The sequence below is a fragment of the Roseibium sp. LAB1 genome (assembly GCF_054658235.1).
This window is the reverse complement of sequence record NZ_BAAGIB010000004.1, coordinates 611,072-631,958: the sequence shown is the minus strand read 5'-3', so window position 1 is coordinate 631,958 and position 20,887 is coordinate 611,072. Positions and strand designations below refer to the sequence as shown.

22 protein-coding genes are annotated in these 20,887 nt (G+C 58.7%); 6 read left to right on the top strand and 16 right to left on the bottom strand.

The genetic code is table 11. From position 1 onward, the window contains the following. Positions 1–75: 75 nt before the first annotated feature. On the bottom strand, positions 76–633 hold the full coding sequence (locus tag ACYQ54_RS24320) for a polysaccharide biosynthesis/export family protein (RefSeq protein WP_460087133.1): 558 nt from the start codon (positions 631–633) through the stop codon (positions 76–78). A 197-nt stretch (positions 634–830) separates the two neighbouring features. On the opposite strand from ACYQ54_RS24320, the gene ACYQ54_RS24315 reads away from it, so the two are divergent. Next, on the top strand, positions 831–3,260 hold the full coding sequence (locus tag ACYQ54_RS24315) for an exopolysaccharide transport family protein (protein ID WP_460087131.1): 2,430 nt from the start codon (positions 831–833) through the stop codon (positions 3,258–3,260). Positions 3,261–3,295: 35 nt separating this feature from the next. On the opposite strand, the gene ACYQ54_RS24310 is transcribed toward ACYQ54_RS24315, so the two are convergent. Next, entirely contained in the window at positions 3,296–4,222 is a 927-nt protein-coding gene (locus ACYQ54_RS24310; RefSeq protein ID WP_460087128.1) for a GNAT family N-acetyltransferase, read from the bottom strand. A gap of 448 nt (positions 4,223–4,670) precedes the next feature. Between ACYQ54_RS24310 and ACYQ54_RS24305 the strand changes: the two genes are divergently transcribed. Next, complete coding sequence (locus ACYQ54_RS24305) at positions 4,671–5,765, top strand: polysaccharide deacetylase family protein (protein ID WP_460087126.1); 1,095 nt, start codon at positions 4,671–4,673, stop codon at positions 5,763–5,765. Here the strand turns inward: ACYQ54_RS24305 and ACYQ54_RS24300 are convergent. After that, positions 5,725–5,940, bottom strand: coding sequence for a DUF2842 domain-containing protein (locus ACYQ54_RS24300; protein WP_460087124.1), 216 nt, complete (start codon positions 5,938–5,940; stop codon positions 5,725–5,727). The genes ACYQ54_RS24305 and ACYQ54_RS24300 overlap by 41 nt on opposite strands. 150 nt (positions 5,941–6,090) lie before the next feature. Between ACYQ54_RS24300 and ACYQ54_RS24295 the strand changes: the two genes are divergently transcribed. Continuing rightward, a complete protein-coding gene (locus tag ACYQ54_RS24295) occupies positions 6,091–7,185 on the top strand; it encodes a COX15/CtaA family protein (RefSeq protein WP_460087121.1) in 1,095 nt (364 codons plus the stop codon). Positions 7,186–7,237: 52 nt separating this feature from the next. On the opposite strand, the gene ACYQ54_RS24290 is transcribed toward ACYQ54_RS24295, so the two are convergent. The 4 genes from ACYQ54_RS24290 to ACYQ54_RS24275 all read right to left on the bottom strand — a co-directional run bounded on the left by ACYQ54_RS24290 (position 7,238) and on the right by ACYQ54_RS24275 (position 10,022). Beyond that, on the bottom strand, positions 7,238–8,518 hold the full coding sequence (locus ACYQ54_RS24290) for an O-acetylhomoserine aminocarboxypropyltransferase (protein ID WP_460087119.1): 1,281 nt from the start codon (positions 8,516–8,518) through the stop codon (positions 7,238–7,240). A gap of 158 nt (positions 8,519–8,676) precedes the next feature. Then, entirely contained in the window at positions 8,677–8,802 is a 126-nt protein-coding gene (locus ACYQ54_RS24285) for a hypothetical protein (RefSeq protein ID WP_460087117.1), read from the bottom strand. Between the two features lie 398 nt (positions 8,803–9,200). Further along, positions 9,201–9,386, bottom strand: a complete 186-nt coding sequence (locus tag ACYQ54_RS24280; protein WP_460087114.1) for a hypothetical protein — start codon at positions 9,384–9,386, stop codon at positions 9,201–9,203. A 105-nt stretch (positions 9,387–9,491) separates the two neighbouring features. Then, positions 9,492–10,022 (bottom strand): CoA-binding protein, encoded by a 531-nt coding sequence (locus ACYQ54_RS24275; protein WP_460087112.1) that lies wholly within the window; start codon positions 10,020–10,022, stop codon positions 9,492–9,494. 182 nt (positions 10,023–10,204) lie between these two features. Between ACYQ54_RS24275 and ACYQ54_RS24270 the strand changes: the two genes are divergently transcribed. Further along, the gene (locus ACYQ54_RS24270; RefSeq protein WP_460087110.1) at positions 10,205–11,077 is read left to right on the top strand and encodes an AraC family transcriptional regulator; all 873 of its coding nucleotides are present in this window, start codon (positions 10,205–10,207) and stop codon (positions 11,075–11,077) included. 101 nt (positions 11,078–11,178) lie between these two features. Here ACYQ54_RS24270 and ACYQ54_RS24265 read toward each other — a convergent pair whose 3' ends face one another. Then, positions 11,179–11,631, bottom strand: coding sequence for a DUF3052 family protein (locus tag ACYQ54_RS24265; RefSeq protein ID WP_460087108.1), 453 nt, complete (start codon positions 11,629–11,631; stop codon positions 11,179–11,181). Between the two features lie 35 nt (positions 11,632–11,666). Beyond that, a complete protein-coding gene (locus ACYQ54_RS24260) occupies positions 11,667–12,488 on the bottom strand; it encodes an enoyl-CoA hydratase (protein WP_460087107.1) in 822 nt (273 codons plus the stop codon). Between the two features lie 96 nt (positions 12,489–12,584). Here ACYQ54_RS24260 and ACYQ54_RS24255 point away from each other — a divergent pair, with 96 nt between their 5' ends. Next, the gene (locus ACYQ54_RS24255; protein WP_460087105.1) at positions 12,585–13,472 is read left to right on the top strand and encodes a DUF1194 domain-containing protein; all 888 of its coding nucleotides are present in this window, start codon (positions 12,585–12,587) and stop codon (positions 13,470–13,472) included. Positions 13,473–13,527: 55 nt separating this feature from the next. Here ACYQ54_RS24255 and ACYQ54_RS24250 read toward each other — a convergent pair whose 3' ends face one another. From ACYQ54_RS24250 to ACYQ54_RS24220, 7 genes are all read right to left on the bottom strand, one after another. Then, complete coding sequence (locus ACYQ54_RS24250) at positions 13,528–15,564, bottom strand: ASKHA domain-containing protein (RefSeq protein ID WP_460087103.1); 2,037 nt, start codon at positions 15,562–15,564, stop codon at positions 13,528–13,530. 279 nt (positions 15,565–15,843) lie between these two features. Continuing rightward, entirely contained in the window at positions 15,844–16,800 is a 957-nt protein-coding gene (locus tag ACYQ54_RS24245; RefSeq protein WP_460087101.1) for a methyltetrahydrofolate cobalamin methyltransferase, read from the bottom strand. Next, positions 16,801–17,694 carry a methylenetetrahydrofolate reductase gene (locus ACYQ54_RS24240; protein WP_460087099.1) on the bottom strand — a complete coding sequence of 298 codons (894 nt, stop codon included), beginning with the start codon at positions 17,692–17,694 and terminating at the stop codon, positions 16,801–16,803. It abuts the gene before it with no gap. Beyond that, positions 17,687–17,989: a virulence factor gene (locus tag ACYQ54_RS24235; protein ID WP_460087096.1), complete on the bottom strand. Its 303-nt coding sequence runs from the start codon at positions 17,987–17,989 to the stop codon at positions 17,687–17,689. Before ACYQ54_RS24235 ends, ACYQ54_RS24240 begins: the two co-directional genes overlap by 8 nt. Positions 17,990–18,102: 113 nt before the next feature. Next, on the bottom strand, positions 18,103–18,771 hold the full coding sequence (locus ACYQ54_RS24230) for a DUF1638 domain-containing protein (protein ID WP_460087094.1): 669 nt from the start codon (positions 18,769–18,771) through the stop codon (positions 18,103–18,105). Positions 18,772–18,776: 5 nt separating this feature from the next. Beyond that, complete coding sequence (locus ACYQ54_RS24225) at positions 18,777–19,481, bottom strand: corrinoid protein (RefSeq protein WP_460087092.1); 705 nt, start codon at positions 19,479–19,481, stop codon at positions 18,777–18,779. Positions 19,482–19,659: 178 nt separating this feature from the next. Further along, positions 19,660–20,277: a TetR/AcrR family transcriptional regulator gene (locus tag ACYQ54_RS24220; protein ID WP_460087090.1), complete on the bottom strand. Its 618-nt coding sequence runs from the start codon at positions 20,275–20,277 to the stop codon at positions 19,660–19,662. Positions 20,278–20,364: 87 nt separating this feature from the next. Here ACYQ54_RS24220 and ACYQ54_RS24215 point away from each other — a divergent pair, with 87 nt between their 5' ends. Beyond that, positions 20,365–20,877 carry an anthrone oxygenase family protein gene (locus ACYQ54_RS24215; RefSeq protein ID WP_460087088.1) on the top strand — a complete coding sequence of 171 codons (513 nt, stop codon included), beginning with the start codon at positions 20,365–20,367 and terminating at the stop codon, positions 20,875–20,877. The last annotated feature ends 10 nt before the right edge of the window (positions 20,878–20,887 follow it).

Genomic DNA, 20,887 nt, shown 5'->3' with positions numbered 1-20,887 from the left:
TCTTATTGAACCTGTGGGGCCCTGAAACTGCACCCTAACAAAGGGAGGTGAGTCCACGGTTAATTCGCCGGGACCCTAAAAATAACGCTCGCGAACATAAATTGTGTCACCGGGACGCACCGGATCCGAAATAGGCACACGGCCGTTTAGAATTTCACCGTTGAGCTGACGGGTGATATCCACATCCGACTGCAGGGCTCGAGAGCTGAAACCGCCCGCCGTTGCAATGGCGTTTTGGACGGTCATGCCGGCGACGTAATTATATTGGCCTGCATTTTGCACTTCGCCCATGACGAAGATCGGACGATAGGTATCGACTTCCACCGAAACGTCCGGATCGCGGATATATCCCTGGCGCAGCTTGGCTGAGATTTCCGCCGCCAGGCCTTGCTGGGTCTTCCCGCGCGCGGCGACGCTACCGACCAGTGGGAAGGAAATATATCCTGCCTGATCAACGACATAAGTATTGGACAGGTCATCCTGGCCAAACACGATAATGCGCAGCTTATCGCTCGAGTCCAAGCGATATGGCTGGGTCAGTGTTTCGTGAAACGCTGTCGGCGGCTGTCTGTACCCGCTGCATGCAGCAAGGCCCAGGCAAAGACCCAGGACAACAAGCGCTCTCGTTCGCATCAACGACTCTCCTACAATTCGGAGACAGGATCGCGCTTTATGGTTAATTGAGGGTGAAGAGAAAAAAAGACCCGTTTGGCACCCTGTCAAATTTGCGCATGCATTAATTAACAGGGCAGCCTGTGAGGTTGTGACCACCTTAACCTAACGCTTACCATAATTCGACATAGTTTGCCGGTATTTTGGAGTTTCAAACGATGAATGCTGAACGGCAGACACATTCCGAAGACGATATGGCGCTGGATCTGGGTGGTCTGTTGCGGACGATCGGCCGATCTCTGGGCTGGCTTTTGCCACTTACGCTTTTCGTCACCGTTGCCGTCTTTCTGGGGCTTCAGTTTGTGGCGCCCAAATACAAGGGCGAAGCGCGCATCATCATCGAGAGCACGGACAATCTGCCCGGTGCCTCGCGAGGACAGGAAGAGGAGCGCGCACTGCTCGACAGCGAAGGCGTTGTCAGTCAGGTGCAGCTTCTGAAGTCTGCGGACCTGGCGCGCCGTGTCGCCAACAAGCTCAACCTCGCGGCGATTCCCGAATTCGACGCCAATGACAATGGCAGTCTGGTGAACCTTATGCTGTCGCTGGTCGGGTTTGGCTCCGAGTCGGAAGGCAACAGCGAGGAGGAGCGGGTTCTCAAGCATTACTACAAGAACCTGGAGATCTACCGGCTGGAGGGATCCCGCGTTATCGCGGTCGATTATTCCGCTGAAAGCCCGGTCCTCGCGGCCAAGGTCGCCAATACGATTGTTGACGAGTATCTGGCTGTCCAATCCAGTGCGAAACGGCAGACCACCGAACAGGCCTCTGCTGCGCTCGAGCCTCAGATCGTCGAGTTGCGCCGGGAAGTTCAGGCTGCCCGGCAGGCGGTCTCGGATTTCCGCGCTCGTGCGGATCTTCTGATTGGTGCCGACAATATTCCGCTGAACCAGCAGCAGCTTGCCGAAACCAGCACCGCTTATTCCGATGCCCAGTCTGCCAAGGCCGAAGCCCGGGCAAAAGCCGACCTCATCCGCGAACTTCTGAATTCTGGCGGATCACTAGAGACAGCCAGCGATGTGTTGAATTCCGCACTGATCCAGCGTCTGCGCGAGCGTCAGGTCGAGATTCAATCCAACATTGCCGAACTCTCCATCACGCTGCTGCCCAACCATCCGCAGTTGAAAGCCCTGCAGTCGCAGCTTGGCGATTATGACCGTCAACTCCGATCCGAAGCGCGCAAGATCCTGCAGGGACTGGAAAACGACGCCAAGGTGGCAGACCAGCGCGCGAAGGCGCTCGGGGCCCGCCTTGACGAATTGAAAACCGCTGCAGCGAAATCCAACGCCGACCAGGCCAGGCTTACGGAGCTGGAGCGTGAAGCCAATGCCAAGGCGGCTCAACTGGACCAGCTTCTTCTGAGTTTTCAGGAAGCCGATTCCCGCTTGAGGGCTCAGGTGCTACCAGCCGATGCCAGGATCATTTCCCGTGCCAGTGTGCCGGTGGAACCGGATTCACCCAAGATCATCGCCAGCACAATCATTGCCGCACTCGTGACCTTTATTCTCGGCTGTGCCTTCGTCCTCATGCGCGAATTCCTCAATGGAAACGCGCTCTACCGGACACAGGAAGTCCGTCAGGATCCGGTGCGAGAGGGAAATCCCGCCTGGGGAGGCGGCTACGGTCAGACTGTCGCCAGTTACAGGATAGAGCCCGGCGAGTGGCGCGGGAATGACGCAACTGCACCGGCCGACCCGGATTTGCCCGAGCCTGATGACGGCGTTCAAGACGCTGCAGAAGAATCGGTTGCCGAGCAGACGCCGACAGAGCAAACGCAAACCGAGGAAAAGCCTGCCGAAGAAACACAGGCGCGTCCGAAGGGACGTACGGGGATCCTCGCCGGCAAGCTTCTCGGCCGCAAGACACAAACGCGGTACGACCACGATGTCAGTCCGGACAGGGGTGGGGAAATACGTGGCACGAAAGAGGCCGATACGGATATACAGGAGGAGGAATCCGCTGGTGCATCGGTCGCCTCCGTGGCCAAGCCTGCTGGCCGTCCGCAGCGTGAAGAACAGCTCAAGACGAGGCATGCGGCCGATGTCGAAGCAGCAGGACGTGTCGTTGTGCTCAGTGTCGATGACGAGAGCCTGTCTCACGAACTCGCCTTCGATCTGATCCGGAAGGCGGCCCAAAGCGGCAAGTCCGCACTCATCATGGAGGTCTTTCCGGACCAGTCCAATCTGAAGGGGGCTGAAGGATTTTCGGACATCGTCGCCGGCACAGCACCCTTTGCGAAAGTGGTCTATCGTGATGCGGGATCCAAGGCGCATATCATCGAGGCAGGCCGGGTCGAGATCACGGATGAGATGGTGAACTCGGAGCGCTTCAAGCTTGCCCTGGAAGCGATCAAGTCGACCTACGAAACTGTTGTTGTCGATCTTGGTGCCATCGATGGATCTCTGGCGAGTGCCCGCATGTTGAGTTTCGCGGACAGGGTTCTGATTGCGGCCTCCGCACCCGATCACGGCCATGAGCTGCAAAGCGCGGCAAATCTTCTGGCACATAACACCGGCGCCAAGGTGGAAGTCGTCATTTCTGGTGGAGCCGGCCCGGGGCCGCGCCGCAACGGCGATGGCCACGCCGCCTGAGGGCGGGGCTGATAACAGAGGGTAACGCAGGGTGTTCAGCCGTGTCGGCCGATGCCCGCCTTCCACTTTCGCAAGCGCCGGATCAGTGGCCAGAGGGTCGCCGAATTTCTGACATGGGTTTTGGCCTTCAGCCGTCCGGCTTCCAGACGCAGCCTGAGTGCGCCTTTCCAGGTAATCGCGACCAGATTGTCCATCAGCAGAACCGGTTCCGCCCAATCGGTCTTGTAGCGCTCTTCGCCAAGGCCGAGGTCCAGAACAGAGATATCAGGCGCTGCACATGCACGCTCGATAATTTCCTTGATCAGGACCAGGCCGGGGCTGTTGGGCAGCATGTCGTCATGCGCGACGCTGTTGCTGTAGGCATAAAGCGTCTTGCCATGTTCAGCACACAGATAGGTGGCGCGGATCTGGCCATCTGCTTCCAGGTACCAAAGCTCGAGCGGATGGAGGTCCCGAACCTGTGTATCTTCGCTCTCACCTAGGCCTAGCACGCCGGAGAGGAATTCCCGGGCAGGTGCTTGCGAAAAGACATTGGGGATGCCCGCAGCCTTCGCCCTCACGGCACGTTGCTGGAGAAACGCGTCGAAGGCCCGTTGCTTGTCGGCCTTGTCGACAGCTTTGGCGACACTGTAACCACCAGCACTCTGAAGATGCCGCTCCTTGCGCAAAAGGTTCTTGCGGGCCGATTTGCTGTGCGTCTCGTTGAACAGTTGCCCGAAATCAGCGGGAAGGGAGCGGGCGAATACAGGGCTTGGACTTGGCGCAGCTCCCTCGAATACAAGTGGATGGCAGCGTCCATGCCAGGTCTCCGGCACGTTTTCCAGTTTCAGAAGATCGGCACCGGTTTGTTTGCAGACCGAAAGGAGCTGGTCCTTCATCTCGGTAGCCGTGACATGCCGGTAGAAATCTGCATCCCACATCCCGGTGTTCTGGTTGCCGTTCTGGTGGCCGAGAAAGGTCAACGTGGATGTTCCGGCGGAACGTTCAAGTTGCAGGGGCAGAATGAAAACGGTCTGTCCATCACGCCGGCCAACGACGATTTCCGGGGTGCAATTCAGGTCCCGACCTATTGTTTCAAACCAGCTCCGGAGCCAGGAAAGCGATTGGTAAGGATTACTGTGTAGCACATCCGTTAGTTGTTGCCAGTCGGTCTGGGCTTCGCTAAGCCTCCTGAATATAGACAGTTCAAGGTCGGCGGTGGCCATGGTGCTCACATCGCACCTAGGTGCTTGACGGGCAGGCTGAGACGGCTTTTGAAAATTGGATAAACCATTTTGTATGAACATGAAGGACAGACTGGACGTCGCGCTGGCAGATCGAGCTAAGTCTCGATAGATTTAGCAATAATTGTTAAAGAAACCGTGCCTAACTGGCACATTCTAGCAAGGTGGGCATTTCGGCCACATGGGCATGCGGCACAAGACGGTAACACGCGCATTCAGTGTACTGAAGGGAACGGGGCTTGGCCGGATGCTGGCACCGTTTACCCAGGGCTGCGGCGCCGTGTTTATGATGCACCACGTGCGTCCAGCCCGTTCCGACACCTTCCAGCCAAATCGGCACCTGGAAATCACGCCCGAGTTCCTGAAACTTGCGATCGAGCGTATCCGGGCCAACGGCTATGAAATCATTTCGATGGACGAAGCCGTAGACCTGCTCAAATCAGGTTATGGCCATCGTCGGTATGCGGTTCTAACCTTCGATGACGGCTACCGGGATAACCTGACTGTAGCCTATCCGATCCTGAAGGAACTGGAGGCACCGTTCACGGTGTTCGTCACCTCCGGACTGGTCGATCGGACCAGTGAACTTTGGTGGCTCGCACTGGAACGCATCATCGCGGAAAACGATGAAGTCGTCTTCACCGAGACGGGCAACACGGCTGGCATCGCGTGCCGGACCCTTGCAGAAAAGAACGCCTGTTTCGAGAAGATCGTGGACCACCTGACACTGGAGGTAGGTGAACAGGATCAACGCACGATCGTCCGAGCCCTTTCCGACAGATACGGTGTTGATCTGAAGAGCCTTGCGGACGAACAGGTGATGACCTGGGACGAGACCCGCAAGCTGGCGGACGACACGCTGGTTACCATCGGCGCCCATACCCATGATCACTTCGCCATGGCGCGACTGGATGCAAATGCCGCTCGTGAAGACGTGACCAGGGGGCTGAAACGGCTGGAGCAAGAGCTTGGCCGCCGTCCGAAGCATTTTGCCTATCCGTATGGAAAGTCACACGCGGTCACTCAGCGAGACGCGGATATCCTGAAGGAGATCGGCTTTGCCTCGTCGGTGACGACGCTTCCAGGCGTGCTTCAATCGGTAAATGCGCGCGACCCCATGATGCTGCCGCGCGTCTCGCTCAACGGCCGTTTCCAGGATCCGGCAGTCGTGGATCAATATCTGACAGGTGCACCGTTCGCGCTGTACCGGGTTGCCCGTTGGGCTGCCAATGGATTTGGCGTCAGGTCCGGTTTTTCCCGCCTCTTTCCATCCACCAGATAATCGCGCCAGCCGGGATCACCCAGACCAAGCCGGCTATGCCGAAATAGATGAAGCGGACCGTGTTCGAGGCCTGCTGCATTGTCAGGTCACCGATCACCATCGCGGTGAGGGCGTAGACCACCACGAAGATAACCAGCAGCACCATGCCGATGAATTTGCGAAACGAGGGAACCATTGTCAGGCGTGTCCGTTGACCGTGTGTGAAGTCGCGCGATGAGGGACCTTTTGCCGCAAAACGTCCCGGACCGCTTGCCGTCTTGCTCCTGCACCTATATCTCCGCAAGCCAAAGGTCAAACTCACGATAAACATTTCCGGAAGCGGCTCATGATTGCAATTGCAGAAGGTGTGAAGAACGAACAGATGCTTCCGGCCAAATTGCAAAAGTTGCGACAGAACCGGACCCTTATCCGGTGGTGGCTTTACTGCGTATGCGCGCTGATCCTGGCCATGGTCGTGGTCGGTGGAGCAACGCGGTTGACCGAATCCGGCCTGTCGATCACCGAATGGAAACCCATCCACGGCGTCATTCCCCCGCTCAGCGAAGCCGAGTGGGAAGAGGAACTGGAAAAATACCGGCAGATTCCGGAATACCAGCTGATCAACAAGGGCATGAGCCTGGAGGAATTCAAGTTCATCTTCTGGTGGGAATGGGCGCATCGCCTGCTTGGCCGTTTCATCGGGGTTGTTTTCTTCATTCCCATGGTGGCCTTCTGGGCAACAGGGCGGATCGAACCGTGGCTGAAGCCCAGATTGCTTGTCGGTCTGGGGCTCGGCGGTCTGCAAGGATTTGTTGGCTGGTGGATGGTGGCGTCCGGGCTCGTCGATCGGGTGGATGTCAGCCAGTATCGGCTGGCGACCCATCTCACGCTCGCACTATTCATTTTCGCCTATCTGTTCTGGATCGCGCGGCGGCTGATGCCCCTGCCTGCACCCGAGGCCCTGGAGCAAGAGCGCCTCGGAGGGCTTGGAAAGCTGGTCCTCGGCCTGGTCTTTGTCCAGATATTCCTGGGAGGTCTCGTTGCCGGGCTGAACGCGGGGCTGACCTTCAATACCTGGCCGCTCATGGACGGTCAGTTCATCCCGCGTGGCATGCTTGCCGTGCAGCCCATCTGGCTGAACTTTTTTGAAAACGTGATGACGGTTCAGTTCCAGCACCGAATGACGGCGTATGTGCTGGTGTTCACTGGTGTGGCACTGGCCTGGAGTACGTTCCGTGTGAGCCGGCGCAAGGAATTGCGCAGGGCGGGGGCGCACGTCGGCGGGTTTGTACTGCTGCAGGCGATCTTCGGCATCCTGACGCTGCTGTGGCACGTCCCGTTGTCTATCGCCCTGGTGCATCAGGGCTTCGCGGTGGTCGTCCTGGCTGCTGCGGTCGATTACGTGGCCGTTCTGAAAGGGCCTTTCGCCATCCGTGGCTAAGACGTTAAAAGCCCGCCGGTTGGCGGGCTTTTCGCCTGTGTGATTTTTGATCTTAGCCGGAAAGCGCCTGATCCAGATCGGCAATGATGTCGTCGACATCTTCCAGGCCGACCGAAATGCGCACCACATCCGGTCCGGCGCCGGCGGCGGTCTTCTGTTCGTCCGACAGCTGTCTGTGCGTGGTGGAGGCCGGATGGATGATCAGGCTGCGCGTGTCGCCGATATTGGCCAGGTGGGAGAACAGTTCCACCTTGCTCACCAGGGCAACACCTGTGTCGTAACCGCCTTCCACGCCGAATGTGAATACCGCACCGGCTCCCTTGGGCATGTATTTCTGCTGCAGGGCATGGTGCTTGTCTTCCGGCAGTGCCGCATAGGACACCCACTTGACCTTGTCATGCGCCGCAAGATGCAGCGCGACTTTCTTGGCGTTGTCGGAATGACGCTGCATGCGCAGTGGCAGGGTTTCGATCCCGGTCAGAATCATGAACGCGTTGAAGGGTGAGATAGCCGGTCCCAGATCGCGCAGGCCAAGCACACGGCAGGCGATGGCGAAAGCGAAGTTTCCGAAGGTTTCGTGCAGAACGATGCCCTGATACTCCGGACGGGGCTGGGTCAGCAGCGGGTAGTTGCCACTGGCCGACCAGTCAAAGCTGCCGCCATCGACAATGATGCCACCCATGGAATTGCCGTGACCGCCCATGAATTTGGTCAGCGAGTGCAGGACGATATCGGCACCATGTTCGATCGGACGGCACAGGTAAGGCGTTGCCATGGTGTTGTCGACCACCAGCGGCACACCCTTGGCCTTTGCGATTTTTGCGATCGCCTCGATGTCGACAACGATGCCGCCCGGATTGGCAAGGCTCTCGATGAAAATGGCCCGAGTGCGATCGTCAATTGCAGCTTCGAAGGATGACATGTCCGCGGGATCCGCCCACTTGACACCCCAACCGAAGCTCTTGAACGAGTGGTTCAACTGGTTGATGGAGCCGCCATAGAGTTTGTTGGCCGCCACGATGTTGTCGCCCGGCTGCATCAGTGTGTGGAAACACAGGAGCTGTGCCGAATGGCCGGAAGCTGTCGCAAGCGCGGCGGTGCCGCCTTCAAGCGCTGCAACGCGCTCTTCCAGAACAGCCGTAGTCGGGTTGGTAATCCGGGTGTAGATGTTGCCGAATGCCTGCAGACCAAAAAGGGAGGCGGCGTGATCGACATCGTCAAAGACGAACGACGTCGTTTGGTAAATTGGTGTCGCCCGCGCGCCTGTTGATGGATCCGGCGCAGCGCCAGCGTGAATCGCAAGAGTGGAAAAACCCGGAATATTGTCGCTCATGAATGACCTCCCTGTTGGATTGGCGGCCAGTTTGACCGAAGGACAAGGGTAGGTCAAAGAACGATTTTGCGGTTTTGTGATCTAAAGGAAATTATGTATGTCAAAGCGTTAGGCTGGATCGACGGCTTTTTCCATCTGCCAGGAGCGGGAGGAGAACCCTAGTGGTCGGACGGGTCCTTGCGGCTCTCCAGCTTTACTCCGAAATAGACACCGAACAGCAGTGTGGCAGCCAGAAGCGGCAGGCTCCAGGCCAGAAAGGCCGTGTCTCCGATGATTGCAAACAAAACGGCCTCCCTTCCGATTTGAAAATGCGGACGCGAAGCAAAAGGTTAACGAACCCTTGTGGAGAAAGTGGAAAGAAATTCGGCGGCATTCGGAGCAAATTGAGTGAAAGCTCTCATAAAAAGAACTTAAAATTGTCAGCTTTCGCCGGTTGTATCATCGTTCTTGCGTTTGACCGGGCGGGAGCTATTCGCAACCGGTTTCTGGTAGTGGATGAGTATCGCGATACAGAAGACGAACGCGACGGTCGCGATCCCGAAAATCATTTGCCATGCCCCCATGCGCCTGAGGTCAAAGGCGCGATTTCGCCTTGCCGCAGACCAAAACCCTATCCCTTAGCAACCGAAGTATAGCAGAAACACGCAGGGGCAGAAGTGGGAGTGTATACATTGATTGCAGCTCAGCCGCCGTTCTGCTCCCGCTCGCCGGACCGAACTTGCTCGCGGGCCCAGGTCTCGTCGCGACTGGCAAATGGAGAGCCGTGTTCAGCCTTGTGCACGAATGCAAACAGCAGCAGGGCAACGAGGCCAGCCATGGCCATGAGTACCCACTCAAATGCGGTAAACAGGGTCGGGTCCTGGGTCATGCTGCCTCACGCTACTTGGAACATCCGGGTGGCCAACCGGTCGCTGGGGTCTCGATAAACGAGCTATCCGGCGAGCATTGTGCGAAGCTGATGCCTTGAGGAAAATTAGCTGTCTTTTTCCCTAGAAAGCCCGCGATGCTGAAACCCCGCTTTCAGAGCAGGGCGCTTTGAGGAAAGGGTACGGGAATTCACCCCGGCCCAGCCGATTTCACCGGACAGCCGGCCATATTCGATCTTCGGGCAGCGGTTCATCACCATTTTGATACCGGCGGCTTCCGCTCGGGCCGCAGCTTCGTCATGGCGAACGGTCAACTGCATCCAGATAACCTTGGGCAGCTTGCCGCTGGCAATGACATCGTCGACGATCGCGCCGGCAGCTTCGGAGTTGCGGAAGATATCGATCATGTCAGGGACCGCTGGCAATTCGTCCAGGGATGAATAGACCTTTTGTCCCAGGATCTCCTTGCCGGCCTGACCGGGATTGATCGGCCACACCTCGTATCCCTTGGACAAAAGGTATTTCAGCACAAAATAGGACGGCCGGACGTTGTTGGCACTCGCGCCGATCATGGCGACGGTTTTCACCTCGTCGAGAATACCCTTGATATAGGGGTCCGGATAAGTGTCGTGGTTCATGAAATGGAGGTCCTCAGATTTGAAGCGCTATCCAATGCGAATTGCCGCTGGGCCGCAAGGGGCCTTCTGCCGCATCCCGGCCTTCCTCGAACAATTGTGAAACTGCGCAGGCACGGTCAGGCGGTGTTTCCGGCGCACCGTTAAACGGAAGAGGTCAGACAGGCCAAACGAAAGGCGCATGAATGGACGGACTGGAAAAGCGGTTTCAGAATGTGTTGGCGTATATCGACCAGACCCTTGAGACCCCTTTGAACATCGATGCACTTGCAGATGTAGCAGCCTTTTCGAAGTTCCACTTTCAGCGTCAGTTCTCGGCGTTTTTCGGTTTGAGTGTCGCCGATTACCGGCGTCTGTTGAAGCTGAAACGCGCTGGACAGCAACTTGCTTTCCGGAGCGAACAGCCGGTGACGGCGATCGCATATGACGCAGGATACGAGAATCTCGAAAGCTTTTCGCGAGCTTTCAAGCGCGTCTTCGGGCAAAGCCCGTCGTCTTTCCGGTCCACGCCCGATTGGGCTCTCTGGCACAGAACATATGACCCGATTTTGGACTTGAAAGGACAGTTCATGCCAGACCAGAAACTTGATTTCGCAGCGGTTCGGATCGTCGAGTTTCCTGAAACTCCTGTCGCCCTTCTTGAACATCGCGGTCCGCCTCAGGATGTTTCGGCTTCAGTCTGCCGCTTTATCGCATGGCGGAAAGCGCATGGAACGCCTCCATCCAGAAGCGCGACGTTCAACATCCTCTATGACGATCCGAAAACGACCCCGCCTCGGGAATACCGCTTTGGCATCTGCTGCGCCGTGCCAGGGCCGGTTGAAAACAATGCCGAGGGAGTGGTTCAGGCAACGCTGCCGGCTGGCCGCTGCGCGGTCTTCCGGCACATGGGCCCGCTCGACTTTGCAGAAGATGCCATCCGGTCACTTTATCGCGACTGGTTACCGCAGAGTGGCGAGGAACTGCGCGACTTTCCGCTTTTCGTTCAAAGGCTGAGCTTCTTTCCCGATGTCGCCGAGCATGAAGCGGTGACCGAGATTTATCTGCCTCTTGAATGACACGTCGAATGGAGGGTGGTTCTGGTGGACGGTGAGGGAGGGGCGTCTGGCGGGAGAGCCAATTCTTTCACATGCAAGGTGCCCCTGTCCGCGACAGGTCCTCAACTGTGATCGCTAGCTTCCGCCAGCCTTGCCGCCTGATCTTTCCTGAGCTCTTTTCGGATCACCAGTTTCAGGCCGGACCAGACCTCATCAACCGCGCAAACCTTCACGTCAACCAGCCCCATGGGCAGGCAGACCTCACGGATCACGTCTTCGGTGATGGTCGTTGGAACCTTGCTGGCTTTTTTCGGCCAGGACACCCAGATCATGCCGTCAGGTGCAAGGAGGTTGCGAAGGGGGACCAGTTGAAGGCCAAGGTCCCCCTTTTCGACAAGGAAGACATGGGCAAAGAAGAGGCCGGGTTCAGGTGTGCCGATGACATGCGTGTCCGGCACCTGTGCCTGCAACAACGCTGCGATGGCCTCCGGCATCTCGTGACGCCACCAGGCCATGCCGGGTTTCAGCCCGAGCTTTGCGGCAAGCGGTCGTCCGGAATATCCGGCCTGCGGCATGATGCAACCTCAGACGGTTGTGATGGCGGGCAGCTTCAGCTGTCTGTCCATTCGGGTTTGCGTTTTTGCAGAAAGGCATTGATGCCTTCTTCCGCGTCCCGGGCCATCATGTTCTCGACCATGGTTTGCGCCGCGAAATCATAGGCATCCGAAAGCGGCATCTCCAGTTGACGGTAGAATGCTTCCTTGCCGATCTTCAGTGTCTTGGCGGACTTGGAGGCGATCGATTCCGCGTATTTCTGAACGACCTGCTCCAGGTAGTCGCGCGGGACGATGCGGTTGATCAGGCCGAAATCCTTTGCGGTTGAGGCGTCGATGCTTTCGCCGGTCAAAAGCATTTCCATGGCCTGTTTCGGAGCGACGTTGCGCGACAGTGCAACCATGGGCGTTGAGCAGAACAGGCCGATATTGACGCCCGGCGTGCAGAACGTGGCTGTGTCGGTGGCAATGGCAAGGTCGCAGGAGGCAACAAGTTGGCATCCGGCTGCCGTCGCAACGCCGGTCACCACAGCGATTACCGGCTTCGGCAGGCGCACGATCTGCTGCATCAGATCCGAACACTGGCGCATGATCCGCTCATAGGTGGCCTTGCCACCGTCTGTATCGCCGCGGGCGGCGGTCAATTCCTTCAGGTCGTGCCCTGCGCAGAACACCTTGCCTTCCGCACCGAGCAAGACAACACGCACGGCAGGGTCTTCGCCGGCTTTCCTCAATTCGCCTGCAAGGGCGGTCATCATCTCGCTCGACAGCGCATTCATCCGCTCCGGCCGCTGCATGACGATCCGGTAGACACCTTCATGAAGAAGCGTTGCGAGCATCGGTTTCTGGAACTCGTCATTGGCTGCGGATTCGGACATGGAACGCTCCCTGAAGATTTGCTTTGTTGATGTTATAGCCGACCGGGGCAGGGCGGCGAAAGTGTCCGAACGGCTGGTGGTGGCCGCCGATCACAGATGGTTTATCTGACGACGCGTCAAGTTGCTGGCGGTTCCTCCGGTTTCGGCTATCCTTTCGGCATGTGGAGGCTTTCTCTAGTCCGCTCGCTTGCAGGCGCAGTCTCTCTCCTGCTGACGTCTCTCGGTCCCGCGCTTGCGCAGGAACAGGTTGACGTTGCTCTGGTGCTGGCGGTCGACGTATCACGCTCCATGTCCCCGGAAGAACTTCAGATCCAGCGGCGCGGCTATGCCGCCGCAATTGCCAGCCCGGAGGTGGTCCGGGCAATCGGCTATGGTGCCCATGGCCGGATCGCTCTCATGATGTTCGAATGGGCCAATGAAAGTCATGCGCGCGAGATCGTCGGATGGTCGGTGATCGAAGGTGTCGAGGACGCTCAGGCATTTGCAGACAAGGTACTGGCCGACAGTACCTATGGACAACGGCGAACCTCGATTTCCGGTGCGATCTGGCATGCCTCTGCCTTGCTTGCCGAAGCGCCCTACAAGGCAGACCGGCGGGTGATCGACATTTCCGGGGATGGTCCCAACAATCAGGGGGCCCCGGTGATGCAGGCCCGCGATGCCGCGGTAGAGGCCGGGCTGGTGATCAACGGATTGCCGCTGATGACCACGGGAGGCATGGGCTTCCAGTTCAATATCCCGGATCTGGACGTCTATTATCAGCGTTGCGTCATCGGCGGACCTGCCAGTTTCGTCATTCCGGTCAATGACTGGGAACAGTTTCCCGAAGCTGTCCGCCGCAAGCTCATTCTTGAGATCGGAGGTGTCAAACCGCCCGAGCCGAAGGTCATTCCGGCGCAACTCACCTTCGAGGAACCGTATGATTGTCTCGTCGGCGAAAAGATCTGGCGTCGCATGCGAGAGCAATATTTCTGGGATCAATAGCGGCACATGCGGCCTGCCGCGCCGTCATGCCTATAAATCGGCAGAATAAGGGCAGTCAGCCCCGACGCCTTCGCCGCCTGCGTTCACCGCCGGCCGCATCCGAACCGGCGTCGGTGTCCTTTCGCGCCGGCATTTCGATGGCAGCCCGGAGATTGGGGAACGGATCAACCTTGTTGGGCAATGCCATGGCATTGACGAAATGCTCCTGGAACTTCGGCTCCAGGGCAGTTTCAATCTTTTCGATATCCCGCACTGTCTGTTCGATTTCGCGCCTGTAGCCCCGGTTGAGCAACGCCATGCGGGCGCCGGTGCCTGCCGCGTTGCCGACACCGGAGACACCCTCCAGCGGGCAATCGGGAATGAGCCCAAGGATCATCGCATATTTGGGGTCGATATAGCTGCCGAAGGCTCCGGCCAGACGAATGCGGTCCAGATCGTAGGTGCCGAGCTTGTCCTGCAGCAATTTGACACCGGCATACAGCGCACCCTTGGCAAGCTGGATTGCGCGGATGTCCGTTTGCAGGATCGAGATTTCGACCCCGTCGTCGGCGATCAGATAGGAGAAGGTCCGGCCGGTGGACTTGATGCGCGCAGTACGCTGCGCCATCGCACCGTCGATCACGCCGTCCTCGGTGATGAGACCGGCCAGATACATTTCGGCAACTGCCTCGATGATGCCCGACCCACAGATTCCGGTGACGCCGACAGTGTCGACCTTTTCGGCAAAGCCTTCTTCGTCCGACCATTCGTCGACGCCGATCACCTTGAAGCGTGGCTCAAGCGTATCCTTGTCGATGCGGATGCGCTCGATGGCTCCGGGCGCGGCGCGCTGGCCGGAGGAGATTTCCGCGCCCTCGAACGCCGGGCCGGTGGGCGAGGAAGCTGCCAGCAGCCTGTTCCTGTTGCCGAGCACGATTTCCGCATTGGTGCCGACATCCACGAGAAGCGTTATTTCGTCGAGCTTGTAGGGGCTTTCTGCGAGCGTGGCAGCCGCGGCATCGGCGCCGACATGTCCGGCGATGCAGGGCAGCATGTAGACACGGGCTCCCGGGTTCAGCTCCAGGTCCAGATCGCGTGCGTTCAGCACCATGGCGTCGGAGGCCGCAAGTGCGAAGGGAGCGCCGCCAAGTTCGACCGGATCGATACCGAGGAACAGGTGATGCATGACCGGGTTGCCGACGAAGGTCGCGTCAAGCACATCGGAACGCTCGGCGCCGACATCGCCAACCAGTTTGCCGATCAGTGCATTGATGGCATCGCGCACGGCCTTCGTCAGATCCGGCAGTTTGGCCGGGTCCATCTGTACATAGGACACGCGTGACATAAGGTCTTCGCCGAAGCGGATCTGTGGGTTGGATGTACCGGCGGAGGAAACCGTGCGGCCGTTCTGCAGGTTGCACAGATGGGCTGCGATGGTGGTGGAGCCAATGTCCACGGCAAGACCGTAGACCGCAGGTTTTTCGCCTGGCCAGAGTGCAACCAGCGTCGGCAACACACCTCTGTCTTCGTGGATTGCCGCTGTCACCTGCCAATTGCCCTTGCGCAGGGTTGTCTGGACCGTAGGCAGCAGAACCGGGTCAATGGTGAGATCGGCTGTGCCGGTTGCGGCAATCAGAGCCTCACGCAGCCGATCGATGTCGCCACGCGGCGTTTCCATGTCCGGTTCGGCTATCGTGACGGACACCAGAGAAATCGGGCTGTCGGCTTCGATATTCCGGGCTTCTGCGCGTTTGCGCACGACCTGGCGGTTGGTCTGGGCGTCGGTTGGGACATCCACGACGAGGTCGCCCAGGATCTTCGCCTGACACGAAAGGCGCCGGTCGACGGGCAGTTTGCGCAAGGTGGCGTATCGGGTTTCGGCTTCGGTGGCACCTTCCAGGTGCTGCGCTAAGCTGGTCAGGTTTTCCTTGGCGAAAGTGCCTTCGGAAACCGAAATCTGGCAGCGCCCGCAAATGCCGCGTCCGCCGCATACCGATTCCACATAGACCCCGAGCGAGCGGGCTGCGTCGAGCAGGGGGGTTCCGACGGGAAAGGTTCCCCGGCGACCGCTGGGTTGGAAAACGACTTTTGCGTGTTTGACTGTTTCGGTCATGGCTGCGGTTCTTGCGCTATCAGTTTTGTAAACTCTGCGGGGATATCCCCCGACCCGTAACCCCTCTCGGTAAAAGGGAGGAGGATTTGGGCTGTACCTGCCGTAACGAAGTCATCCTAACGACGACTTCGGGTCTCGCGGTTTGAGACGTGCCCCTGGACACGCAAAACCCCTCCCCTTTGTGGGGAGGGGATTGGGGTGGGGGTCCCATCCTGAATTTGGTGAAAAGCCACCCCGTTTGCGGAGGGGAGAGAACCGCAAACTTTTATGTCTGGGAGCTCAGCCTGCCGAGAGGCGGGCTGCGCGGCCTCCGCGACGCCGACCGCCAGCGGACGCTCCGCCTTCGGACGGTGACGACACTGCACCGGGGGCTGCCGGCTGATAGTCACGGTAGGTCATGATCCACTCCTGGCAGTTCGGGTCGTTGCCATTGAGAACATTGGCAGCACGCACGGCTTCCATTTCCTGCGGACGGCACGGGTTCATGATCGCGGATGTCATGCCGGCGCCGATCACCATCGGAATGAAGCCGGCATTGATGCCGTGGCGATGCGGCAGGCCAAAGGAAATGTTGGAAAGACCACAGGTGGTGTTCACCTTCAGCTCTTCACGCAGACGGCGCAGCAGGCGGAACACCTGCTGTCCGGCCGTGCCCATGGCACCGATCGGCATGACCAGCGGGTCCACGACGATGTCGTGCGCGGGAATGCCGTAGTCGGCTGCGTGCTGGACAATCTTCCTGGCTACTTCAAAGCGTACGTCCGGATCTTCCGAGATACCGGTCTCGTCATTCGAGATTGCCACCACCGGAACGTTGTATTTCTTGATGAGCGGCAGGATTGCTTCCAGCTTCTCTTCCTCACCGGTCACGGAGTTGACCAGCGGACGGCCCTTGGCAACCGCGAGACCGGCCTCGATGGCGGCGGTCACGGATGAATCGATGGACAAGGGAACGTCGACAAGCTCTTGAACAATCTGAATAGTTTTGACGAGGAGTGGCGGCTCTGTCTCGTTCGGATTGACTGCGGTCACGCCGGCGTTGACATCGAGCATGGTCGCACCCGCGGCCACCTGCGCCAGGGCATCGGCCTTGACGGTTTCGAAGTTGCCTTCGGCCATTTCGGCTGCCAGCTTCTTGCGGCCGGTCGGGTTGATCCGCTCACCGATCACGCAGAAAGGCTGGTCGAAGCCGATGATGATTTCCTTGGTGGCGGACGCCACAACAGTGCGGGTCATTTATGCGCTCTCATTGGCAGTCAGGATTGAAGACGAGGCTTGAAAAGACCAGCTCCCACGGCTGTGCAGCCATTCAGCGGTCTTCTGGATGCCACCGAAGGGGTAGGCGTGAATCTGGGCCAATTGGGTGTTGGGCTGGCTGGTGACACGGGTCTCCAGCGGGTCGACCATCGTGTCGGGATCATAGCCCGACAGCATGGAAACGACGGCGCCGCCGCGCTTCTTCAGGAAGTTGAAGGAGTTTTCCACGCCGGCAAAGGCGGCATATTTCAGCAGCGTCGTCATCTTGGCCGGGCCGGCAACACCGACATGAACCGGGAATTCGTTGCCCCATTCGCGCAACTCGTCCAGCCACAGGCTGACCCGGTGCGGATCGAAACCGAACTGTGTGACGATGCGGAATTCGGCATCGCTTTCGCGGGCAAGCTCATGCTTGCGCTGCAGGAACGACCTTATGACGTCCGGCTTGATATCCGGTGCGCCTTCGGGATGTCCGGCAACGGCGATCTTCTTGATGCCAAACTTGTCGAACAGACCGGTCTCCAGAAGAGCGACGGAAGAGGTGAGGGGGCCGGCTTTTTCGGCTTCACCGGCAATGGCCAGAACTTCGGTGGCGCCCGCTTCCTGGGTGAGGCGCGTGATGCGGCGCTCGAAATCATCGCGGCTGGCATAGCGGCGGGCCGCCATGTGCGGAACGGCGGTCAGCTTGTTGTCGCGCAGGATGCGCGCGGCGTCGACGATCATGTCTTCCGAGCAGTTGCCCAGATCCGTGACGTAGACCTGCGTGCCCGCAGGGATGAATTCCAGAAGCTCGGTCTTTTCGACCACCTGCTTCGGAGACATTTCGGTAGAGGCGGGAAGCCGCCCATTGGCCAACAGGCGCTGATCAGTCATGTTCCGAGCCTCCATTTGCGAGCAGGGTTTTCAGTCTCTCTTTCGGATAGGCCGAGACCAGGTCGGTCAGGGCCGTGTCCGCTTCCGTTTCCAGGTCGTCCGAGACGGACACGGGGTCGGTCCGGCGCCACTCCGCCATGTAGGCGTCGCTGTCCTTCGCGCCGATCCGCATCGCGCAGGCATCGATGGCTTCCATGAACATCGCCGGCAGCTCCCGTCGGGCGGATTTACGCCCCTGTTTCACCAGGATCTGTGCCGGGATGTCCCGCCAATAAACGATGATTTTCTGCGCCATTCTCGGAACTTCCTCCTGAGAAACATGTTTGCCGGAAGCTTGCTGATCCGGGACGCCTGATAGCGGCATCATCACGTGAAAAACCGACTTGTCCGGATGCTATTTTGCGACGCTCAGTCCGCCGGGTCCTTGCCCAGGAACGGCTGAAGCAATCCATACCCTGTCCGGCGCATTTCAAATGGCAGACCCAGCCGGTCCGCAGCACGTCGCGCCGCATCCTCAAGGGCCGGGTCGTCGGTCTGCGCAAGGTAGAGAACGCGGGTGTAGTGAGCGAAATACATGTCCCGCAAATGCGGGTGCCAGTCGAGGCCGAGAGGTTCGATGACCATTGTCTGGAAGTGCCGGGCGAGGAAGTCGGTCAGATAGAATGTGCCGAGCTGGTCGTCTTCCATCTGGTCGAATTCGTCGATCCCCGTAAAGAAGGCATAGCAGTGCGCACCTTCAATGCGCCGGGCGCCGGTTTCTTCCAGCACTCTGTCGAGCAGGCCGCCTGTGCCACAATCGCCATAAGCGACCAGAATGTCGGAGTAGGTGTCCGCGTTCTTCAGGATGGTTCGGCGGACTTCATCAGGGATCTTTTCCGGCGAGTTGTGCAACTTCGCCGGAAGACAGGTGATGTCGACATGGTCGAGGTGGTTCTTCTCGCGAATGGCGACGATTTCTCGCGCGAGAGCGCCGCAGGCAATAACAAGAACGCGGCCGGCCTTGTCGTCCGCGCTCCCATCGGTTTCGACCGGAAAGAGAGGCTCGCCCACCAGCATTTCGGCAGCCTCCTTGAACATTACCTTTAGCCCTTGTTTGCCAGCATGTTGTGCCGGCGTGCGATCAGATCTTTCGCCATTTCCACAGCGACTGCCGCATCGCGGCAATAACCATCGGCACCAACGGCCTCACCGAATTCCTCGTTCAGCGGTGCGCCGCCGACGAGCACGATATAATCGTCCCGGATGCCCTTGGCCTTCATCTCGTCGATCACGACCTTCATGTAAGGCATGGTGGTGGTCAGAAGAGCCGACATGCCGAGAATGTCCGGCTGATGCTCTTCGATGGCCGCCAGATAGTTTTCGACAGGGTTGTTGATGCCGATGTCGATGACTTCAAAGCCGGCGCCTTCCATCATCATGGAAACAAGGTTCTTGCCGATGTCGTGGATGTCGCCCTTCACGGTGCCGATCACCATCTTGCCGACCTTCGGTGCCCCGGTTTCCGCAAGCAGCGGACGCAGGATGCCCATGCCGGCTTTCATGGCGTTGGCGGACAGCAGCACTTCGGGAACGAACAGGATGCCATCGCGGAAGTCGACACCGACGATGCGCATGCCTTCCACAAGGGCCTTGGTGAGGATGTCGTAGGGCACCCAGCCGCGTTCCAGAAGGATATTCACGGCATCTACGATTTCTTCCTGAAGACCATCGTAAAGGTCGTCATGCATCTGTTCGACAAGTTCGTCGTCAGACAGGGAGGCGAGATCGATATCGTCTTCGTCAGACATGGGCAGCTCCAACCAGGCGCAACAGGCCATCAACTTAGTGTAAAACCTTATGCCTCAAGCCGGATTCGCCGATATCTCCAAAGCGACACGGCTAGTCGTTTACGCGACAGGGAAATCAACCCGGGCCGTTCAACGTCAATTTTGTGCGCTGACGGGAAATGTTTGTAGCTGTCTAAACTTACGAGAGGGCAGTGGCGCTGCCTGCCGAAAGAAGCTTCACGCCCTGCCAGGCGGTTTCCGCACGGGCGTCGATGTCGTTTTCCGACCATTCAGTCACGGCGCGTGTCACCAGCCGGATTTGAAGATCGCCGATCAGCAGGGACAGATAGATTTCCGCCGCGGTTTCCGTCTCAAGGCCTGTCAGCAGTCCGTCGCCCTGAACCTTCGCGACAAGGTCGGTTACGAGCGGCCTGATCGCGTCGCGACCGCTTTGCGCGAGGGCAGTTCCAAGCGTGCCGGTCGTGTCGGCGGCAGCTGCACGGTTGAGAGCGATTGCGGCCGGGTTCGAAAGAACGCCCAGGAGACGTCGGCCGAAGTTCCGCAGTGCCTGGGTGGGAGACGGTGTGTTTTCGATACACTCTCGAAGTGACTGGCGAATGTTTTCTGCATTGCGATCCACCAGGGCGCTGAACAACCCGGTCTTGTCTCCATACCAACGATAGAGCGTTTCGTTGGAGGCCTTTGCTTTTTTTGCGACTGCCAGCATCGACAGGTTGTCATAGCCCTGATCCAGCAGCAATTCGATCGCCGCCGCTTCTATGGCTGCTTTCCGTCGTTCCCTGGCTTCCGCCCGCATGTCGTTCTCTCCGTCACTTGCTCAAAACCGTAATCGATGTTACGGAAATTACAATCCGTACACTTAATTACGGTTTTGGGGTTTGGGATGTATCGACTTGCACTTGGAACCGGTCTCCTGGCGCTTGTTTTTGCCGGGGCCATCTTCGGTTTCTTCTATGCCTGGGTCTGCTCAACCATGTGGGGCCTGGATGCCACTGACCCTCGCATTGCGATAGCAGCCATGCAGGCCATGAACGCGTCTGTCCGCAACGCCGTTTTTGCCCCCGCTTTCTTCGGCACGCCTTTCGTTCATGCTCTTGCCGGGGTCTTCAGCCTGCTGTCTGGCCGGCGCGCAGCTGGGGTCGCCTTTGTAGGTGGAGCAATCGTCTATGCGCTGGGCGGCATCATGCTGACGTTCCTGGTCAACGTGCCGATGAACGTCGAGCTTGCTGAGGCAGCGATCCCGGAAAACCTGAATGAAGCGGCGATGCTCTGGCGGTCCTATTCCGAGCTTTGGCAGGTGTGGAACCAGACACGGACCGTCTTCTCGGGCCTTTCCCTGTTGTTGGCTGCAATCGGTCTCGTTCTGCTCGGCCGACATCCACACCGCGCTGCCTAGCCAAAATCTC

What these genes read in the sequence shown, in the direction of transcription:
- ACYQ54_RS24320 (WP_460087133.1), bottom strand. Translation starts at nt 633, where the DNA reads ATGCGAACGAGAGCGCTTGTTGTCCTGGGTCTTTGCCTGGGCCTTGCT.
- ACYQ54_RS24315 (WP_460087131.1), top strand. Translation starts at nt 831, where the DNA reads ATGAATGCTGAACGGCAGACACATTCCGAAGACGATATGGCGCTGGAT.
- ACYQ54_RS24305 (WP_460087126.1), top strand. Translation starts at nt 4,671, where the DNA reads ATGCGGCACAAGACGGTAACACGCGCATTCAGTGTACTGAAGGGAACG.
- ACYQ54_RS24300 (WP_460087124.1), bottom strand. Translation starts at nt 5,940, where the DNA reads ATGGTTCCCTCGTTTCGCAAATTCATCGGCATGGTGCTGCTGGTTATC.
- ACYQ54_RS24295 (WP_460087121.1), top strand. Translation starts at nt 6,091, where the DNA reads ATGATTGCAATTGCAGAAGGTGTGAAGAACGAACAGATGCTTCCGGCC.
- ACYQ54_RS24290 (WP_460087119.1), bottom strand. Translation starts at nt 8,518, where the DNA reads ATGAGCGACAATATTCCGGGTTTTTCCACTCTTGCGATTCACGCTGGC.
- ACYQ54_RS24280 (WP_460087114.1), bottom strand. Translation starts at nt 9,386, where the DNA reads ATGACCCAGGACCCGACCCTGTTTACCGCATTTGAGTGGGTACTCATG.
- ACYQ54_RS24275 (WP_460087112.1), bottom strand. Translation starts at nt 10,022, where the DNA reads ATGAACCACGACACTTATCCGGACCCCTATATCAAGGGTATTCTCGAC.
- ACYQ54_RS24270 (WP_460087110.1), top strand. Translation starts at nt 10,205, where the DNA reads ATGGACGGACTGGAAAAGCGGTTTCAGAATGTGTTGGCGTATATCGAC.
- ACYQ54_RS24265 (WP_460087108.1), bottom strand. Translation starts at nt 11,631, where the DNA reads ATGCCGCAGGCCGGATATTCCGGACGACCGCTTGCCGCAAAGCTCGGG.
- ACYQ54_RS24260 (WP_460087107.1), bottom strand. Translation starts at nt 12,488, where the DNA reads ATGTCCGAATCCGCAGCCAATGACGAGTTCCAGAAACCGATGCTCGCA.
- ACYQ54_RS24255 (WP_460087105.1), top strand. Translation starts at nt 12,585, where the DNA reads ATGGTTTATCTGACGACGCGTCAAGTTGCTGGCGGTTCCTCCGGTTTC.
- ACYQ54_RS24250 (WP_460087103.1), bottom strand. Translation starts at nt 15,564, where the DNA reads ATGACCGAAACAGTCAAACACGCAAAAGTCGTTTTCCAACCCAGCGGT.
- ACYQ54_RS24245 (WP_460087101.1), bottom strand. Translation starts at nt 16,800, where the DNA reads ATGACCCGCACTGTTGTGGCGTCCGCCACCAAGGAAATCATCATCGGC.
- ACYQ54_RS24240 (WP_460087099.1), bottom strand. Translation starts at nt 17,694, where the DNA reads ATGACTGATCAGCGCCTGTTGGCCAATGGGCGGCTTCCCGCCTCTACC.
- ACYQ54_RS24235 (WP_460087096.1), bottom strand. Translation starts at nt 17,989, where the DNA reads ATGGCGCAGAAAATCATCGTTTATTGGCGGGACATCCCGGCACAGATC.
- ACYQ54_RS24230 (WP_460087094.1), bottom strand. Translation starts at nt 18,771, where the DNA reads ATGTTCAAGGAGGCTGCCGAAATGCTGGTGGGCGAGCCTCTCTTTCCG.
- ACYQ54_RS24225 (WP_460087092.1), bottom strand. Translation starts at nt 19,481, where the DNA reads ATGTCTGACGAAGACGATATCGATCTCGCCTCCCTGTCTGACGACGAA.
- ACYQ54_RS24220 (WP_460087090.1), bottom strand. Translation starts at nt 20,277, where the DNA reads ATGCGGGCGGAAGCCAGGGAACGACGGAAAGCAGCCATAGAAGCGGCG.
- ACYQ54_RS24215 (WP_460087088.1), top strand. Translation starts at nt 20,365, where the DNA reads ATGTATCGACTTGCACTTGGAACCGGTCTCCTGGCGCTTGTTTTTGCC.